Origin of the sequence: Cupriavidus necator N-1, assembly GCF_000219215.1 — a bacterium.
Classification (GTDB): domain Bacteria; phylum Pseudomonadota; class Gammaproteobacteria; order Burkholderiales; family Burkholderiaceae; genus Cupriavidus; species Cupriavidus necator.
This window is the reverse complement of the sequence record NC_015723.1, coordinates 897,626-914,753: the sequence shown is the minus strand read 5'-3', so window position 1 is coordinate 914,753 and position 17,128 is coordinate 897,626. Positions and strand designations below refer to the sequence as shown.

Genomic DNA, 17,128 nt, shown 5'->3' with positions numbered 1-17,128 from the left:
CGTGCTGAGCCGCGATACGGCGCCATCGCGTAAAGATTCGATAGAGAAGCGTCGCGCCGGCGCAGCACCTCAGCCACCAGCAGCACCCATCACGATCGCCAGCGGCCAGAAAAAGTGCTCCTTGGTTCGCGTGCGCATGCTGATCGCCGGAATCTTTATGCGTTCTTTATACGCACCGGCCACCTTTCTACCCTGTTTTTACGACCCCGTCGCTAATCTGCAAGCCGAAACCATTCAAGGGTGCTTTGTTATGGACGGGATCTTTTTGATCGTATTGATTGGCTTCGCCGTGCTGAGCGCGGCCCTGCTGGGGCTTTGCGCCGTGCTTGCGCCGAAATCTCCGGCAGGCAGCGAGCCCGGCAGCCCGCATGACCAGATGCTGGCAAAGAACAGCGCGTCGGACAGGAGGCTGTGATGGGCTGGACGGATCTGTTGAGCGGCGTGCTGGCCATTGCCATTTTTGTTTACCTCCTCATTGCGTTGTTCCGGCCGGAGAAATTCTGATGTCCTCCCAATTCTTGGGCCTGCTGGTCCTCTATCTCGCCATCCTCCTGGCGTGCGCCCCTTTTCTCGGACGCTATATCCGGCGCGCTGTGGAAGACGGCGACTATTCGCTGACCGTCTGGGGCCGACCGCTGGAACGGCTGCTGTATCGCCTGGGCGGCGTGCGTGCCGATACCGGGATGGGATGGAAGCAGTACGCCGTCGCGGTGCTGGCGTTCAACCTGCTTGGCGTGGTGGCAGTCTATGCGCTGCAGCGCCTGCAGGGCATGCTTCCGCTCAATCCGCAGGGCTTTGGTGCGGTTGCGCCGGACTCGGCCTTTAACACGGCGATCAGCTTTGTCGCCAACACCAACTGGCAAGGCTATGCCGGCGAGTCGACCATGGGCTATCTGACGCAGATGCTCGCGCTCACCGTGCAGAACTTCCTGTCCGCGGCGACCGGCATCGCGGTGGTGTTCGCGCTGATGCGCGGATTTGCGCGCCAGAGCGCCGCCACCATCGGCAATTTCTGGGTCGACATGACGCGGGTCACGTTGTACGTGCTGGCGCCGATCGCGACCGTGATCGCGCTGGCGCTGGTCAGCCAGGGTGTGATCCAGAACTTCGATGCCTACAAGGAAGTCAGCCTCGTCACGCCGGTTGAGTACAGCCAGCCGAAGGTCGATGCGGCCGGGCAACCGGTGCTCGATGCACAAGGCAAGCCGGCGACGGAAGACCTGAAGACCGACAAGCAGACGCTGGCGATGGGACCGGTTGCCTCGCAGGAAGCCATCAAAATGCTGGGCACCAACGGCGGCGGCTTCTTCAATGCCAACTCGGCGCATCCGTTCGAGAACCCGAATGCCCTGGCCAACCTCCTAGAGATGCTGGCGATCTTCCTGATACCGGCGGCGCTGTGCTTCACCTTTGGCGAAATGGTCGGGGACAGGCGACAGGGTGTCGCGGTGCTGGCCTCCATGACGGTCATCTTTGTCGCGTTGGCCTGCGTGGCGGCGATGTCCGAGCAGATGGCCAGCCCGGCCCTGGCCGGATTGCCCGTGGATCACGCCGCGTCGCTGTTGCAGGCCGGCGGCAATATGGAAGGCAAGGAAACGCGCTTCGGCATCGCCGCTTCGGCACTGTTCGCCACCATCACGACCGCGGCGTCGTGCGGCGCGGTCAATGCCATGCATGACTCCTTCACCGCCATCGGTGGCCTGGTGCCGATGCTGCTGATGCAGCTGGGCGAGGTGGTGTTCGGCGGCGTCGGCTCGGGGCTGTACGGCATGCTGGTCTACGCCGTGCTCGCGGTGTTCATCGCCGGACTGATGATTGGGCGCACGCCGGAGTACCTCGGCAAGAAGATCGAAGTCTACGAAATGAAGATGACGGCCGTGGCGATCCTGGTCACGCCACTGCTGGTGCTGCTCGGCACGTCCGTGGCGGTGATGACCGAGGTGGGACGCGCCGGGGTGTTCAATCCCGGCACGCACGGCTTCTCGGAGATCCTGTACGCGCTCTCGTCGGCGGCCAACAACAATGGCAGCGCCTTTGCGGGCTTGTCTGCCAACACGCCGTTCTACAACACGCTGCTGGCGGCGGCCATGTGGTTTGGCCGGTTCTGGATCATCATCCCGGTCCTTGCGCTGGCGGGCTCGCTGGCAGCCAAGAAACGCGTGCCGGTGACCGGCGGCACGATGCCGACGCATGGCCCGCTGTTTGTCGTCCTGTTAGTGGGCACGGTGCTGCTGGTCGGGGCGCTGACCTATGTCCCGGCGCTGGCGCTGGGGCCGGTCGCCGAGCAGCTCCAGGGCGCGGTGACGGCAACCGCGGCGAAGTAAAGCGACGACTGACGACGAAATATCGGGCATTCCTACACGTCCGGCCCCTGCACTGCCTCACAGATGCAGGTGCCGGATGGCTCTAGCGGATTGCGGAGAAACCATGCAACAAGATTCGATGGCCCAAGTGGCCAAGCGCGGCGCCAACACAGCTGAAGCGTCATCCTCCAACACGCTTCAGGCGAAGAGCGCGCCGGTGTCCGACCGGCAACACGGTTCCCACCATCATCGCCCGCCGGCGCGCAGCATGTTCGCGCCGGAGCTGGTGAAGCCCGCGCTGGTCGCGGCCTTCAGGAAGTTGTCGCCGCGCGACCAGCTGCGCAACCCGGTGATGTTCGTGGTCTACGTGGGCAGCATCCTGACCACTATCCTTTTCCTGAAGGCAATGGCCGCGCCGGCAGCAACCCCGGGTGGAGAATCCGCGGGCTTCATTCTGGCGGTGTCGGTGTGGCTGTGGTTCACGGTGCTGTTCGCGAACTTCGCCGAGGCACTTGCCGAAGGCCGGAGCAAGCAACAGGCGGAGGCGCTGCGCGGTCTGAAGACCACGGTCACCGCACGTGTGCTGAAGGACGGCAAGCGTGGAGGTGCCACCGAAGCGCGCCCCGCGACGGCGCTGCGCCGCGGTGACGTGGTGCTGGTGCAGGCCGGCGAGATGATCCCCGGCGACGGCGAAGTGATCGACGGCGTGGCCTCGGTCGACGAAAGCGCCATCACCGGCGAATCAGCGCCGGTGATCCGCGAGTCGGGCGGCGACTTCTCGTCGGTGACCGGCGGTACGCGCGTGCTGTCCGACTGGATCGTGGCCCGCATCACGACCAACCCGGGCGAGAGTTTCATCGACCGCATGATCACGATGGTTGAAGGCGCCAAGCGGCAAAAGACACCGAACGAACTTGCCCTGACGATCCTGCTGGTCGGGCTGACCATCGTGCTGTTGCTGGCCACGGCCACGCTGCAGCCGTTCTCGCTCTACAGCGTCCTGGTGACGAAGGCTGGCGTGCCGGTCACGATCACGGTACTGGTAGCCCTGCTGGTTTGCCTGATTCCCACCACGATCGGCGGGCTGCTGTCAGCCATTGGCGTGGCGGGCATGAGCCGCATGATGGAAGCCAACGTGATTGCCACCTCGGGCCGTGCTGTCGAAGCCGCCGGTGACGTGGACGTGCTGCTGCTCGACAAGACCGGCACCATTACCCACGGCAACCGCCAGGCATCGCGCTTCATCCCGGCCCCGGGCGTGTCGCAGCTGCAACTCGCGGAAGCGGCATGGCTGTCGTCGCTGGCCGACGAGACGCCGGAAGGCCGCAGCATTATCACGCTGGCACGCCAGCTGCCGGGGCTGACGGCGCCGGTGATGGCAAGCCAGAAGCCGGAATTCGTGCCGTTCAGCGCCCAGACCCGCATGAGCGGTGTTGACCTGAGCGATGGCGGCGGCGAGCGTCACGTGCGCAAGGGAGCGGCCGATGCCGTGCGCCGCTACGTCACGGAACGCGCCGGCAAGTTCCCCGATGCGGTCTTGCAAGCCGTGGATGAGGTCGCCCGCGTCGGCAGCACGCCGCTGGTGGTAGCCGACGCCAACGGCGATTCGGTGCGCGTTCTTGGCGTGATCGAACTGAAAGACATTGTCAAGACCGGCATTCGCGATCGCTTCGGCGAACTGCGCAAGATGGGCATCAAGACCGTGATGATCACCGGCGACAACCGGCTGACTGCGGCTTCGATTGCGGCGGAAGCCGGCGTTGACGACTTCCTGGCCGAAGCCACGCCGGAAGCCAAGCTCAAGCTGATCCGCCAGTACCAGGCCGATGGCCGGCTGGTCGCGATGACCGGCGACGGCACCAACGACGCCCCGGCACTCGCCCAGGCCGACGTGGCCGTGGCGATGAACAGCGGCACGCAGGCGGCCAAGGAAGCCGGCAACATGGTGGACCTGGACAGCAACCCGACCAAGCTGATCGAGATCGTCGAGATCGGCAAGCAGATGCTGATGACGCGCGGCTCGCTGACGACCTTCAGCGTGGCCAACGACATCGCCAAGTACTTCGCGATCATCCCGGCGGCGTTTGCCACCACCTATCCGCAGCTCAACCTGCTCAATGTGATGGGGCTCGCCACGCCGGCGTCGGCCATCATGTCGGCAGTGATCTTCAACGCTCTCATCATCGTCGTGCTGATCCCGCTTGCACTCAAGGGCGTGGTCTACCGGCCGCTGGGCGCGGCGGTGCTGCTGCGCCGCAACCTGCTGGTCTACGGTCTGGGCGGCATCCTGGTCCCGTTTGTTGGCATCAAACTGATCGACATGATCCTGGCCCTCTTTGGCTGGGTCTGATTTTCTCCTACGAATCGGAGCATTCATGAATACGCAAGTGCAGTCCCGCCAGCCGTCGCCGCCCCCCGTGCAAGGTGGCTTGTTGCGGCCAATGATGGTGGTGTTCGTTGGTCTTTCGCTGGTGACCGGGCTGCTGTATCCCGGCGTGATCACGGCAATCTCAAAAGCTGTGTTCCCGCATCAGGCCGGCGGCTCGCTCATTGAGAAGGATGGCAAGACTGTTGGCTCGGAACTGATCGGCCAGCCGTTCTCCGACCCGAAGTACTTCTGGGGCCGCCTGTCGGCCACGGCGCCAATGTCGTATAACGCCGCGGCTTCGGTGGGATCCAACCTGGGCCCCACCAATCCGGCGCTGACCGACGCCGCACGCGCGCGCATCGACGCGCTGCACGCCGCCGATCCGGACAACCAGGCCCCCGTGCCGGTGGACCTGGTCACGGCATCCGGCAGCGGGCTCGACCCGCACATCAGCCCTGCGGCCGCAGCGTACCAGGCGGCGCGCGTCGCGCGCGTCAGGGGGATTCCGATCGAGCAGGTGAAGCAATTGATTGCGGCGAATACGGAAACGCCGCAAATGTCGGTCCTGGGCGACCCGGGAATCAACGTCCTGAAGTTGAACCTTGGATTGGATGCCATTGCACGGAAGTAACCCAGTGCCGGGACGCGGATGCGAAGCAGAACTGGTTTGCCAATGCCAGGATAGAGGGTGAGCCGACCGATGCCTGATGTCGAACTACGCGAAGCCGGCGCGCGCCCCGACCCCGATGCCCTGCTCCAGATGGTGCAGGAGGAAGGCGCTCGCGCCTCGCGCGGCAAGCTCAGGGTCTACTTTGGCGCTTCCGCCGGGGTCGGCAAGACCTTCGCCATGCTCACCGCAGCGCGGGCGGCGTCCGCGCAGGGCACCGATGTCGTCATCGGCATCGTGGAGACCCACGGCCGCGCGGAGACCGAAGCGCTGATCGCCGGTATCGAGCGCTTGCCAATGAAGGACGTGCCGTACCGCGAGCGGGTTCTGCAGGAGTTCGACCTGGACGCGGCGCTGGTCCGGCGACCGGCCCTGATCCTGGTTGACGAACTGGCCCATTCCAACGCACCGGGCAGCCGCCATCCCAAGCGGTGGCAGGATATCCAGGAACTGCAGGCCGCCGGGATCGACGTCTGGACCACGGTCAATGTGCAGCATCTGGACAGCCTGAACGAGGCGGTGGGCGGCATCACCGGCATCCGCGTCTGGGAAACCGTGCCGGACGTTGTCTTCGACAGCGCCGACGAAGTCGTGCTGGTGGACCTGCCGGCCGACGAGCTGCTGCGCCGGTTGAAGGAAGGCAAGGTCTATCTGCCGGAGCAGGCGCGACATGCGGCTCGCAATTTTTTTCGGAAAGGCAACCTGATCGCCCTGCGCGAGCTGGCGCTGCGCCGGACCGCCGACCGCGTGGACTCCGATGTCCGGGCATGGCGTCAGTCCGAAGCCGTGCAAGGCGTGTGGCGGACCCGGGAGGCCGTGCTGGCTTGCATTGGCAGTGGTGACGATGCCGAGCAGGTCGTCAGAAGTGCGCGCCGGCTTGCCGGCCAGCTCGACTGCGACTGGCATGTGGTGACCATCGCCACACCCAGGCTGGCACCCCCATCCGATTTCGCAAAGACGCGCCTGCAGACGGCCATGCGTCTCGCAGAGGAGTTGGGCGCACGCACTGAGACCCTGGCGGGCAACGACATGGTCCAGGCAATCGTGGGGTACGTGCGCCGCCACAACCTGACCAAGGTAGTCATCGGCCGGGCGCCGGCAGACTGGCGCCGCGGGGGCGCCTCCCTTGCTGAACGGGCCCGCGCCCTTCTCGGCCTGGCCTTGACGCCATTTGTGAACTCGCCAGCGTGGCTGTTCGGCCGCCGCAGTTTTGCCGATGCGCTGGCGATCGGGTGTCCGGAAATCGACATCATCCGCGTGGCGGCAGACACGACGCGGGTCGATCTTCGCCCGCGCCATGGCACTGAGGAGCCAGACGCCCCCGCGCCAGGCGACGGGGCCACGCGCAGAGACCATTTGTGGGCAGTGGTATGGTGTGCCGGTGCCACGGCGCTGTCGGCCCTGGCGTTTCCATGGTTCGACGTCGTCAACATTGCCATGCTGTTTCTGGCGGCGGTGGTCGGCGTCGCGCTTCGTCATGGCCGCGGACCGGCGGCGCTGGCTTCGGTGTTGGCCGTTGCCGCTTTCGACTTCTTCTTCGTACCGCCGCGGCTGTCGTTCGCCGTCAGCGACGTGCAGTATTTGCTCACGTTCCTGGTGCTGCTATCCGTGGGGCTGGTCATCGGGCAACTGACGGCCGGTTTGCGCGAACAGGCGCAGGTGGCGGTGCAGCGCGAGAACGATGCTCGCACGCTGTACGAACTGGCCCGGGAACTCTCCGCGGCGCTGATGCCGGACCAGATTATTTCGATCGCCAGCCGTTTCCTGCGTGCTGCCTTCGATGCCAATTCAGCCTTCTTCCTGGTTTCCCCGGAGGGCCGCTTGCTGCCGCCCGTGTCTGATGTCGAGCAGCATGACACCGGGGCGCGAACCGACTCGATCGACCGTGTACTGGCAGAGTGGGTATTCGATCACGGCCAGCCGGCCGGCACCGGCACGCATACCTTGCCAGGCAGCACCGTGCTGTATCTGCCATTGAAGGCGCCGATGCAGACCCGTGGCGTGCTGGCGGTCGAGCCTGCGGTGTCGCGCGCCTTTGCGCAACCTGCGCTACGGCGCCAGGTCGATGTGTTCTGCACGCTGATCGCGATCGCCATCGAGCGCTTGCATTACGTCGAAGTGGCGCAGCAGGCCTTGCTGTCGATGGAGTCAGAGCGCCTGCGCAGCTCATTGCTGGCCGCTGTCTCCCATGACCTGCGAACCCCGCTGACAAGCCTGATCGGCATGGCGGAAACCATGCAGCGTAGCGATCTCGGGCTGGCGCCGTCACTGGCCGAGACCGTGGCCGCCATGCTGGAACAGGCCAAACGCATGCGGACCATGGTGGTGAATCTGCTGGACATGGCCAAGCTTCAGGGCCGGGAAGTCCGGATGAGCAAGGAATGGCAATCGGTGGAGGAACTCGTTGGCGCCAGCCTGGCTGCCATGCGCGAGGCGCTCGAGCACCACCGCGTGGTTGTCGCCGACTTGTCCAGGGTACCCCTGGTCGAATGCGACGCCGTGCTGATCGAGCGCGTGCTGTGCAACCTGCTGGAAAATGCCGCCAAATACACGCCTGCCGGCACAGAGATCCGGCTTTCGGCCGCGGCTGTCGACGGCGAGATCAGAATTGCGGTAGAGGATGATGGCCCGGGCGTGCCCAAGGGCAAGGAACGGCAGATCTTCGAGAAATTCACGCGCGGTGAGCGCGAATCCGCGACCGCGGGCGTCGGCCTGGGCCTCGCCGTATGCGAGGCAATCGTGCAAGCCCATGGGGGGCGCATCTGGGTGGAACCCGCGCAACGGCCAGACCGGCCCGGCGGCCAGGCAGGCGCGCGCTTCCTGGTAGCGTTGCCGCGTGGAAATCCGCCAGCGGTGGAGCCGGAGCAGACTGATGCCATTTGATTTTTCCCCGACAGTCTTGCTGGTTGAGGATGAGCCGCATATCCGGCGCTTTGTCCGCTCGACGCTGGAGTCCGAAGGCTGCATGGTGCACGAGGCAGAATCGCTCAAGCGCGGACTGATCGAGGCGGGCACCCGGCAACCGGACCTCGTCATTCTCGACCTGGGCTTGCCGGACGGAGACGGGGTGCAATTGATCAGCGAGATCCGTACGTGGACTGACGTACCGGTGCTGGTCCTGTCGGCACGCAGTGGAGAGGCCGACAAGATCGGTGCGCTGGATGCCGGCGCGGATGACTACCTGACCAAGCCCTTTGGCGTCGGCGAACTGGTCGCGCGCCTGCGCGTGCTGCTGCGCCGGCATGCCAGGGCCAACGCCCAGGGCTCCCACCAGATCCTGTTCGGCGACGTGCAGATTGACCTGGCCAGCCGCGTCGTCACCCGCTCGGGACAGGCCGTGCATCTGACGCCGATCGAGTATCGTCTCCTGGCGGTCCTGATCGCGCACCGCGGCAAGGTGATGACGCACCGGGAATTGCTGCGGGAGGTGTGGGGCCCCTCTCAGGCCGAAAGCAGCCAGTACCTGCGCGTCTATATGGGACATCTGCGGCACAAGCTCGAAGCAGACCCGGCGCGGCCCGCTTACCTGCTGACGGAAATCGGGCTGGGCTACCGCTTTGCCGGATAACGCTGAAAACCAAGCGCATTGATTGGATTTGTACGCGGGCGCTGCGGCTTTTGATACCGTTTTTACGCGTCAGGCCATATCGTGGCGAGGCTCCCTGCAACGGGGATTCCTTCAACTTTCGTCACAACAACAATGACTGACCTGCGCCATACCGCGGCCGCGCTGCTCGCCTGTTCCGCATCTTCCATCCTCATCTTCGCTGCCATGCCGGCCATGGCGCAATCCCAGCCCGACGCCGAGGCGCCTGCAGCGGCTCCGGCCACTGCCGCAGCCGGGCCGGCATCGCCGCATACGTTCACTGCCAACGTGTCGCTGGTCTCGGACTACCGTTACCGCGGCATCAGCCAGACCAACCTGCGGCCCGCGATCCAGGGGGGCTTTGACTATGCGCACGAAAGCGGCTTCTACGTGGGCAACTGGAACTCCAGCATCAGCTGGCTCGAGGATGCCAACCCGGCGGTGTCGGCGCCGGTCGAAATGGATTTCTACGGCGGCTTCAAGAACACCTTCAAGGTTGCCGGCACCGAATTCAACTATGACGTGGGCGCGCTCCAGTACTACTACCCGGGCGGCTACAACAACCCGCGTCCCTACACCACGGAACTGTATGCCGGTATCGGCTGGGGCCCGGTATTCCTGAAGTACTCGCATGCCGTGACCAACCTGTTCGGCTTCAACGACAGCAAGAACAGCTACTACGTCGACCTGACGGCCAACGTGCCGCTGAACTTCTGGGACCTGACCCTGAACGCGCACGTGGGCTACCAGGGCGTGACGCACTTCAGCGACGCCTCGTACACCGACTGGAAGATCGGCCTGACCAAGGACCTGGGCAAGGGCTTTGCGCTGGCGGTGGCCTACGTGGACACCAACGCCAAGGAATCGGCCTACACCAGTGCCAACCGGGGCCGCTATCTGGGCAAGGCTGCGGCCTGGGCTTCGCTGACGAAGACGTTCTGAGCGCGAGCGCTTTGCCAGCGTCGCTGGTTTTGATGCGGATTTAACGCCAAAGCCCAACATCCTTGCATCAAATTTAGACGGCGCTGGCTAGCATAAAGCCATGTCCAACACGCGACCCGCTACCGCGCGGGTCCATCCAATCATGCGACAGTCAAGCCTGGCCGTTGATACCGTTCCCCGACGTACCGCCCTGCGCAGCAGCAAGGCCACCATGCCCGCGCTGCGCGCGGTCCCCCAGCCGGCACCGGTCTGGATCCGCATGCGTCTCGCGGTGGCATCCACCGAGGTGTTCGGCCTGCGCCAGACCATGTGCAGGGCGCTCGGTGAACTGGCCCGCGTCTATGTGGTGAATGTGGACTACCGGCACGGCGAAACCACGCTGCACGTGGAGATCGCGCGCACGGACCGCGACGCGGCCATGCATGCCATCATGACGGCATTTCCGGCGGCGGAGTTCGGCGTCACTACAGCCCTGGGAGACGGCTATGTGGCGCACTGAGGAAGAGAGCTTCTCCGGTGCCGCCGTTCACGCCTGCACCAGTATCGCAGCGATTTCCCGCCAGTCGCCATGGGGCATCTGGGTGCCCATGGTCACGCCGATGCGTGCCGGCTCGCTGGACCTGCCGGGGGCCGCCAGGCTGGCTGAGCGCTACCTCGAGGCTGGCGTGAACGGCCTGATCATATTGGGCACGACCGGCGAGGGAAGCCTGCTCTCCACGCACGAGCGGCAAGTCTTCACGGCGGCAGTGCTCGAGGCCGTCCATGGCGAGCTGCCGGTGATGGCTGGCGTCGGAGCGGTCGATACCCGCGCGGTGTGCGCGCAAGTTGCCGAACTGGACGCCTTTGATCTTGTCGGCTACCTGGTGCCGCCGCCCTGCTACCTGCGGCCCTCCGATGAGGGCATCGTGTGGCATTTCAATGAGGTGGCGCGCGCAACCGAACGCCCCCTGATGCTGTACAACGTGCCGAAGCGAACTGGCTGTGCGATGTCGCCGGCGCTCATCCGATCGCTGCTTGCGCACCCGCAGATCTCGGCGGTCAAGGAGTGTGACGCCGGCAATCTCCGGGCACTTGTCAACGATCCGCATGTCACCGTGCTGTGCGGTGAGGACGCGGCCCTGTTGGATCACCTGCTTGCAGGTGGCGCCGGCGTGATCGCCGCGTCCTCGCATATTCGTCCGGACCTGTTCGTGCGCCTGCTGCATCTGGCGCAGACAGGCCGCTTGCGCGCGGCCCGCGCCTTGTTCGCCAAGCTCGCGCCGTTGATCTCGCTCATGTTCGCCGAGCCGAATCCGGCACCGGTGAAAGCTGCGCTGGCGCTATCCGGCGTGATTTCCCCGGAAACCCGACTGCCGTTGCAGCCGGCAAGTCCCGCGTTGGTCCAGAGGCTGGAAGAGGCCATGGCTCTTCTTCCTCCGCTTTCCGCGGCGCGGGATGAGCATCTGGCGGCATAAAGGGCTAGCCATCCTTGCCTTTCGGCCTCTCCGGCGGCATCGCGTCGCGGCCAGCGCCTGATATGTGTTTGTCTGGCCAACAGCGTCATGAAATGAGTTGGCCCGCGCCCAACACAAAGTCTGCCTGACGGGGATCGGAAAGTGCCGGCATTCCATGAAAAACCTTTGTTTTTCAAGAGGTTATGGATCTTATTGCAGCACCCTCCCGGGTCTGGCACGCCCCATGCTCTATACCCTTCGAGCGCAACAACGTGCTCCCCCAACCGAACCCAAGGAGACTTACCATGCAATCGACCCTCATGATCAAGGACCTGCCGCTCGACCAGGAACTGGACGGCAAGACCATGTCCGCCGTGCGCGGCGGCCACGCCGTCTCTGTTGTCGGCGGCAACGCCCAGAACGTCGTCGGCGGCGGCGGCTTTGCCAGCCCGACCATCGGCTTGCAGGTCGGCGCGACCGTGAACACGATCGACGCCAGCTCGCACCTCAGCCTGAAGATCCCCACCCTGCAGAACTTCGGCAACGGCACCCAGGTGGCCACGCTGTAACAACGCTGCATGCGGGAGGCCCGCCGAGGCGGGACTCCCCTTCAACCGAATCCCCAAGGAGACTTACCATGCAATCGACCCTCATGATCAAGGACCTGCCGTTCGACCAGGAACTGGACGGCAAGACCATGTCCGCTGTGCGCGGTGGCAGCGCCTACTCACTTGTCGGCGGCAACTATCAGAACGTCGTCGGCGGCGGCGGCTTTGCCAGCCCGACCATCGGCTTGCAGGTCGGGCCGACCGTGAACACGATCGACGCCAGCTCGCACCTCAGCCTGAAGATGCCCACCATGCAGAACTTCGGCAACGGCACCCAGGTGGCTGCGCTGTAACGGGACCGAGGTGCGTCGCCCCCGCTTCAACGGGTGGCGACGCAACTTGGAGTCCGCAGCGGAAGATACCGCCTGCGCTATCTTCCACTGCATTCTCCGGCCAAGTCTGAACGGCTCATCGTGCCCCCTGGGGGGATGATGATCCCGGAGCTACACCCTCACCTCACATCCGTCCCTTCCAGGGCACCAGGACCTTCGCCAGCTTGCGCATCAGCAGGTCGAACACGTAGGCGATCAGCCCGATCAGCACGATGCCCATGATCACCACGTCTGTACGCAGGAAGTTGGAGGCATTGAGCACCATCTGGCCAAGGCCGGCGGTCGCGGCCACCATTTCAGCGGCGACCAGGGTGGTCCACCCGAAGCCGATGGCAATGCGCATCCCGGTCAGGATATCGGGCAGTGCGGCGGGTATCACCACGTGGCGCACCACCTGCCACGGCGTGGCACCCATCGAGTAAGCCGCGTTGATCTGCTCGATGGTGACCGAGCGCACGCCGGCCTGGGCCGACATTGCCAGCGGCGCGAAGCAGGCCAGGAAGATCAGCAGCACCTTCGAGGTCTCGTCGATGCCGAACCAGATCACGATCAGCGGCAGGTACGCCAGCGGCGGCAGGGGACGGTAGAACTCGATCGGCGGATCGAAGACGCCGCGTGCGATGCGCGACACCCCCATCATCACGCCGATCGGCACCGCCGTGACCACCGCCAGCCCGAAGGCGCCGAACACGCGCAGCATGCTGGCCGCGAAATGCTCGGTCAGCGGTTGGCCGCCCTGCAGGTTGCCCTGCCAGGCATCGATAAAGGCGGTGACGATCGACTCAGGCGTGGGCAGGAACAGCGGCGGCAGCCAGCGCAGATGGCTGGCAAGCCACCACAACGCGAGCAGCAGGACCACGGTGATGGTGGAGATGCGTGAACTTGACCCCTCGCCGGGCAGGCGGTAGCCCGAAACGGTCTTCATTTGCTGGCTGGCCCCGGCCGCTGCGGCTTTGGTGACGCGCGGCGTGGGTTCGATGCGTTGGACGGAAGCGGGCATCTCGTGTTCCTCAGGCGGTGGCATGGATCAGATCAATGATCTCTTCGCGATAGCGGATGAATTCCGGGTCGGCCTTGACTGCACGGGCGTCCCCGCATTCGATGAAGCGCCGCGCGAACGGCAGTTCATAGGTGTGCGCGATGCGGCCAGGCGACGGCGTCATGACAATCAGCCGCGTGGCCAGGAACAGCGCCTCTTCCACGCTGTGCGTGATAAAGAAAACAATCTTCTGTTCCTTGGCCCAGAGCTTGAGAATCAGCGCCTGGATCGATTCGCGCGTCAGCGCGTCGAGCGCGCCCAGCGGCTCGTCCATCAGCATCACGGCCGGATCACAGGCGAGCGCGCGGGCAATCCCGACGCGCTGCTGCATGCCGCCCGAAAGCTGATAGACCGGCTTGCTGGCGACATCTTCCAGCCCGACCGCGGCCAGCTTCTCATGCGCGACCCGCAGCCGCTCGGCACGCGATACGCCGCGCAGGCGCAATCCGAGCGCGACGTTGTCCGCCACGCTGAGCCACGGCATCAGGGCGTGCTTCTGGAACACCACGCCGCGTTCGGCACCCGGCCCGCGCACCACCTTGCCGGACAGCCGGATCTCGCCTTCCGAGGGTTCCATGAAGCCTGCGATGCACGACAGCAAGGTGGTCTTGCCGCAGCCCGAGGCACCGAGCGCCACGACGAAATCGCCGCGCTCCATGGTGAGGTTGACTTGCGACAGGGCCAGCGTTTTGGCGCCGCCTGCGACGCCATAGTTGACACTGAGATTATCGATTTCAAGCTTGTACATGATGGGCTTCCGCAACAGGACTTTCGGGGCGGCCGCGCCGGACTGGCTTGCGCGCGGCGGCCATCTTCAGCGCGATGGGCGCGGCGTCAGCGCAACGCCCGCTTCGCCCATTCCGCGTTGACGCCCGGGCCATAGTCCGGCAAGACGGTCTGGATGGTGCCCTGCTCCTTGAGGAACTGCGCCGCGGACTGCAGCGCGCGCGCCGCGCCGCCGCCCAGCCAGCGCTCCGACACCTGCTCCTGCAGCGTGGGGAAGGCGTACAGCGCCATGCTCGCGGGTACGGTCTCGGCCTTGGCGCCAGACACCTTGGCCACCGCCTTCACCATGGGCGAATCGGGGGTCCACGACGCCTTGTTCTTGCGGTAGTTGTCATCCGCGGCGGCCAGCACGCGCACCAGCTTGACCATGAACTCCGGGTTTTCACGGGCAAACTTCTTGTTGGCGATCATACCGTCGAAGGTGGCCTTGCCGGTGTCGGCGGCAATCTGGCCGGAAGTCATCAGCACGGTGCCTGACTGCTTGAGCTTGGCCAGCACCGGGTCCCAGATAAAGGTGGCGTCGATATCGCCGCGCTCCCAGGCGGCGGCTACCTCGGGCGGCCGCATGTTGACAATGCGGACGTCCTTCGGATTGATCTTGGCGCGCTCCAGTGCGACCAGCGTGTGGTAGTGCGTGGTTGACACGAAGGGCACGCCGACGCGCTTGCCCTTCAGGTCGGCGACGCTGGCGATCTTGCTGCCATTGCGCGCCACCATCGCCTCGGCTGCGTTGATGTCGTCCAGGATCCAAAAAAGTTCGACATCCAGCCCTTGCGACAGCGCCGACGCAATCGGCGAAGTGCCGGCCTCGCCAATGGCGATCTGGCCCGAAGCCATGGCGCGGATCACATCCCCGCCACCGCCGAACTGCCGGAACGAAACCGTGTAGCCGGTCTGCTTTTCCAGTTCCTTCATGTCCTGCGCGTAGCGCCAGGGCACCACCATGTCCTGGTAAGCAATCACTACATTCTTGCTCTGGGCGTGTGCGGCTGGCGCCAGCGCGGCCACCAGGGCGAAATACGTCGCTATCTGCTTGATCCACCGCATGGTTGTGCTCCTCGGAAGGGAAATATGTTTGGGGGTCACGGCTTTATAGGTGAGGGCCATTCCGGGCCTATAGGACCAGTTGCCCGCATTCGCTGGAACCAGAACGGGCCGCGCCGGCGCAGGCCGCGCCAGGCCGTGAAATGCGCTGGCGCGAGGCGGCGTCAATCATGGAAATCCTTAGCGGCTACCGACGAGGCTTTGGTCGTGCCGGAGGCGCTTCCCGAGGCCGTCGAAGATCCCGGTGCACGGCCTGATGCCGCCCGCGGCGGTCAGGCGGTAAGGGAGAACCCGGAGTCGAAGGTCTGCCGCACATCGAGCCGTTGCTTGAGCAACCCAACTTTCTGGTAGAAATCCGCCGTGCGCTGCTGCTCGGCGAGCAGTTCGGCATCGATGCTCCGCCATTGCGTGTGCCGCCGCTCGAACTGCAGCCGTGCCGCCTGCGGCGGGATCCCGATGATGCGGGCGAGGGCCGCCGAGAACTCCGGTACGTGCTGGTAGGACCATTGCTGCGCACGCACCACCCGGCGCAGGAAGTCCTGCAGCACCACGCGCTTGGCCGCCAGCGCGGCATCGGTGGCCGCCAGGTAGCTGAGGCCGGACCACAGCCCGCGTCCGCTGACCAGCACGCGCGCGTGGCCGCTCGTTTCCACCATCGCGGTATAGGGTTCCCACGTCGCCCACGCATCCACCGAGCCGCTGCTCAACGCGAGCTTGGCATCCGCCGGCGGCAGGAAGCGGAGGTTGGCGTCCTCCGGCTTCAGCCCCGCGGATTCCAGCGCCTTGAGCGTCACCAAGTGCCCGATCGAGCCACGGTTCGTGCCGATGCTCTTGCCTTTCAGGTCGGCGGCCTGCCGCAGCGGCGAGTCGGGCCGCACCAGGATTGCCGTGCCGTAGGGGTCAGAGCGGTTGGCGCCGATCAGCTTGATCCGCGTGCCGGCCGCCAGCGCGAAGATCGCCGGGGCATCGCCGATCGGGCCGCTGTCGACCGCGCCCGCGTTCAGCGCCTCGGCAAGCGGTGCCGCGGCAGGGAACTCGGTCCATTGAATGTCGTAGCCCAGGCCCTCGAGCGCGTTGGCGGACTCGAGCAGCGCGCGCAGGCCGCCCTTCTGGTCGCCGGCTTTCAGGACCGGGCGCCCCTGCGCTTGCGCACTGCTGGTGGCGAAGGTGGTAAAGGAAAGGATGGGGCCGGAGGCGAGCGCGGCCGTGGCGGCGGCGCCCTGGCGCAGGAACTGTCGTCGGGAAGCGGTCATAGCATTCGCGGGGAGATGGAAACCCACGAACGTACGCGCGCAGCGCGCGAAAACCAACGAAGAAATCCGGCATTCCATATGCGTGGAGCATGCCGGCCGGGACCTTCGTTGCGAAGCTCAGGCGCGCGCCCGCACGCCAGGACGCTTCGCTTCCCTTTACTCTTTACGCTCTTGTGCTTTCGCCCGGGTAGCCGCGGGCGCTGCCTTCTTCTTCGACTTGCCCTGATTGAACGCAATCGCGGCAAGGATGAGATTCTTCATGGCACTCGCGTCAATCTTGTCGCCCTCGAAGAGATCGATCGCGCGCCACTTGTTGCCGCCGAGGCCGGCGTTGAAGAGCTTGTCAGGATCCGGCAGGCTGGCCCCATTGGTGAAGGTGATCTTCACCTTCTCCTTGTGCGCGTTGGCGACTGCGATCATGCCGTCGCGCGACCACACCGGGCTTCCCATCCATTTCCATTCCTCGATGATCTCGCCATCGGCCTCAAGGATGGTCTTGCGCAGGCTGGCCAGCGTCTTGCCACGCCAGTCGGTGAGTCCTGCGATCAGCTCGTCGATACGTTCCGATGGATTCATTGGATCCCTATTCCTCGAATTGGTCCCGTGGATGAGGCAGCTCACGTTCGGCAATGGCAGAGAGCGTTTCGGTCGATCCCTCGTTCATTGCTCCATCCGTTTCAGCAGGTTAGCATAGCCCGATTGTTGTGCTTCATGCACTGTCGTCAGCAGCCATGCCTGCCCTGGGCGACTTGGCCTGTCTGTCAGGC

Annotated in this window: 17 protein-coding genes; 12 read left to right on the top strand and 5 right to left on the bottom strand. The window is 65.1% G+C overall.

The window, feature by feature from the left end:
- Window position 1 precedes the first annotated feature (1 nt).
- From CNE_RS22280 to CNE_RS22225, 12 genes are all read left to right on the top strand, one after another.
- Window positions 2-415, top strand: coding sequence for a hypothetical protein (locus CNE_RS22280; RefSeq protein ID WP_148271649.1), 414 nt, complete (start codon window positions 2-4; stop codon window positions 413-415).
- Window positions 415-504 carry a K(+)-transporting ATPase subunit F gene (kdpF, locus tag CNE_RS22275; protein WP_018309472.1) on the top strand — a complete coding sequence of 30 codons (90 nt, stop codon included), beginning with the start codon at window positions 415-417 and terminating at the stop codon, window positions 502-504. Before CNE_RS22280 ends, kdpF begins: the two co-directional genes overlap by 1 nt.
- Window positions 504-2,324: a potassium-transporting ATPase subunit KdpA gene (gene kdpA, locus CNE_RS22270; RefSeq protein ID WP_013952534.1), complete on the top strand. Its 1,821-nt coding sequence runs from the start codon at window positions 504-506 to the stop codon at window positions 2,322-2,324. The genes kdpF and kdpA overlap by 1 nt, the downstream gene beginning before the upstream one ends.
- Window positions 2,325-2,427: 103 nt before the next feature.
- On the top strand, window positions 2,428-4,653 hold the full coding sequence (gene kdpB, locus CNE_RS22265) for a potassium-transporting ATPase subunit KdpB (RefSeq protein WP_041228581.1): 2,226 nt from the start codon (window positions 2,428-2,430) through the stop codon (window positions 4,651-4,653).
- A 25-nt stretch (window positions 4,654-4,678) separates the two neighbouring features.
- Window positions 4,679-5,302, top strand: coding sequence for a potassium-transporting ATPase subunit KdpC (gene kdpC / locus CNE_RS22260; protein WP_013952532.1), 624 nt, complete (start codon window positions 4,679-4,681; stop codon window positions 5,300-5,302).
- Between the two features lie 69 nt (window positions 5,303-5,371).
- A complete protein-coding gene (locus CNE_RS22255) occupies window positions 5,372-8,221 on the top strand; it encodes a sensor histidine kinase (protein WP_013952531.1) in 2,850 nt (949 codons plus the stop codon).
- Window positions 8,211-8,906: a two-component system response regulator KdpE gene (gene kdpE, locus CNE_RS22250; protein WP_013952530.1), complete on the top strand. Its 696-nt coding sequence runs from the start codon at window positions 8,211-8,213 to the stop codon at window positions 8,904-8,906. The genes CNE_RS22255 and kdpE overlap by 11 nt, the downstream gene beginning before the upstream one ends.
- A gap of 132 nt (window positions 8,907-9,038) precedes the next feature.
- Window positions 9,039-9,866, top strand: coding sequence for a TorF family putative porin (locus CNE_RS22245; RefSeq protein WP_013952529.1), 828 nt, complete (start codon window positions 9,039-9,041; stop codon window positions 9,864-9,866).
- Between the two features lie 142 nt (window positions 9,867-10,008).
- Window positions 10,009-10,365 (top strand): hypothetical protein, encoded by a 357-nt coding sequence (locus tag CNE_RS22240; protein WP_013952528.1) that lies wholly within the window; start codon window positions 10,009-10,011, stop codon window positions 10,363-10,365.
- Complete coding sequence (dapA, locus tag CNE_RS22235) at window positions 10,352-11,320, top strand: 4-hydroxy-tetrahydrodipicolinate synthase (RefSeq protein ID WP_049800635.1); 969 nt, start codon at window positions 10,352-10,354, stop codon at window positions 11,318-11,320. The genes CNE_RS22240 and dapA overlap by 14 nt, the downstream gene beginning before the upstream one ends.
- Before the next feature lie 284 nt (window positions 11,321-11,604).
- Window positions 11,605-11,868: a hypothetical protein gene (locus tag CNE_RS22230; protein ID WP_013952526.1), complete on the top strand. Its 264-nt coding sequence runs from the start codon at window positions 11,605-11,607 to the stop codon at window positions 11,866-11,868.
- Between the two features lie 68 nt (window positions 11,869-11,936).
- A complete protein-coding gene (locus CNE_RS22225) occupies window positions 11,937-12,200 on the top strand; it encodes a hypothetical protein (protein WP_041228579.1) in 264 nt (87 codons plus the stop codon).
- Window positions 12,201-12,363: 163 nt separating this feature from the next.
- On the opposite strand, the gene CNE_RS22220 is transcribed toward CNE_RS22225, so the two are convergent.
- The 5 genes from CNE_RS22220 to CNE_RS22200 all read right to left on the bottom strand — a co-directional run bounded on the left by CNE_RS22220 (window position 12,364) and on the right by CNE_RS22200 (window position 16,937).
- On the bottom strand, window positions 12,364-13,239 hold the full coding sequence (locus tag CNE_RS22220; RefSeq protein ID WP_013952524.1) for an ABC transporter permease subunit: 876 nt from the start codon (window positions 13,237-13,239) through the stop codon (window positions 12,364-12,366).
- A 10-nt stretch (window positions 13,240-13,249) separates the two neighbouring features.
- Entirely contained in the window at window positions 13,250-14,026 is a 777-nt protein-coding gene (locus CNE_RS22215) for a taurine ABC transporter ATP-binding protein (protein WP_013952523.1), read from the bottom strand.
- A gap of 86 nt (window positions 14,027-14,112) precedes the next feature.
- Window positions 14,113-15,111 carry a taurine ABC transporter substrate-binding protein gene (gene tauA / locus CNE_RS22210; protein ID WP_013952522.1) on the bottom strand — a complete coding sequence of 333 codons (999 nt, stop codon included), beginning with the start codon at window positions 15,109-15,111 and terminating at the stop codon, window positions 14,113-14,115.
- Window positions 15,112-15,380: 269 nt separating this feature from the next.
- The gene (locus tag CNE_RS22205; RefSeq protein ID WP_041228578.1) at window positions 15,381-16,361 is read right to left on the bottom strand and encodes an ABC transporter substrate-binding protein; all 981 of its coding nucleotides are present in this window, start codon (window positions 16,359-16,361) and stop codon (window positions 15,381-15,383) included.
- Window positions 16,362-16,517: 156 nt separating this feature from the next.
- Window positions 16,518-16,937 carry a DUF1801 domain-containing protein gene (locus CNE_RS22200; RefSeq protein WP_013952520.1) on the bottom strand — a complete coding sequence of 140 codons (420 nt, stop codon included), beginning with the start codon at window positions 16,935-16,937 and terminating at the stop codon, window positions 16,518-16,520.
- Between the last annotated feature and the right edge of the window lie 191 nt (window positions 16,938-17,128).

Excerpts from the sequence above, each read along its gene's own strand:
- CNE_RS22240 (WP_013952528.1), top strand. The coding sequence starts at position 10,009 with ATGCGACAGTCAAGCCTGGCCGTTGATACCGTTCCCCGACGTACCGCC.
- CNE_RS22215 (WP_013952523.1), bottom strand. The coding sequence starts at position 14,026 with ATGTACAAGCTTGAAATCGATAATCTCAGTGTCAACTATGGCGTCGCA.
- CNE_RS22205 (WP_041228578.1), bottom strand. The coding sequence starts at position 16,361 with ATGACCGCTTCCCGACGACAGTTCCTGCGCCAGGGCGCCGCCGCCACG.
- CNE_RS22225 (WP_041228579.1), top strand. The coding sequence starts at position 11,937 with ATGCAATCGACCCTCATGATCAAGGACCTGCCGTTCGACCAGGAACTG.
- kdpB (WP_041228581.1), top strand. The coding sequence starts at position 2,428 with ATGCAACAAGATTCGATGGCCCAAGTGGCCAAGCGCGGCGCCAACACA.
- dapA (WP_049800635.1), top strand. The coding sequence starts at position 10,352 with ATGTGGCGCACTGAGGAAGAGAGCTTCTCCGGTGCCGCCGTTCACGCC.
- CNE_RS22255 (WP_013952531.1), top strand. The coding sequence starts at position 5,372 with ATGCCTGATGTCGAACTACGCGAAGCCGGCGCGCGCCCCGACCCCGAT.
- kdpE (WP_013952530.1), top strand. The coding sequence starts at position 8,211 with ATGCCATTTGATTTTTCCCCGACAGTCTTGCTGGTTGAGGATGAGCCG.
- CNE_RS22220 (WP_013952524.1), bottom strand. The coding sequence starts at position 13,239 with ATGCCCGCTTCCGTCCAACGCATCGAACCCACGCCGCGCGTCACCAAA.
- kdpA (WP_013952534.1), top strand. The coding sequence starts at position 504 with ATGTCCTCCCAATTCTTGGGCCTGCTGGTCCTCTATCTCGCCATCCTC.
- tauA (WP_013952522.1), bottom strand. The coding sequence starts at position 15,111 with ATGCGGTGGATCAAGCAGATAGCGACGTATTTCGCCCTGGTGGCCGCG.
- CNE_RS22230 (WP_013952526.1), top strand. The coding sequence starts at position 11,605 with ATGCAATCGACCCTCATGATCAAGGACCTGCCGCTCGACCAGGAACTG.
- CNE_RS22245 (WP_013952529.1), top strand. The coding sequence starts at position 9,039 with ATGACTGACCTGCGCCATACCGCGGCCGCGCTGCTCGCCTGTTCCGCA.
- CNE_RS22200 (WP_013952520.1), bottom strand. The coding sequence starts at position 16,937 with ATGAATCCATCGGAACGTATCGACGAGCTGATCGCAGGACTCACCGAC.
- kdpF (WP_018309472.1), top strand. The coding sequence starts at position 415 with ATGGGCTGGACGGATCTGTTGAGCGGCGTGCTGGCCATTGCCATTTTT.
- kdpC (WP_013952532.1), top strand. The coding sequence starts at position 4,679 with ATGAATACGCAAGTGCAGTCCCGCCAGCCGTCGCCGCCCCCCGTGCAA.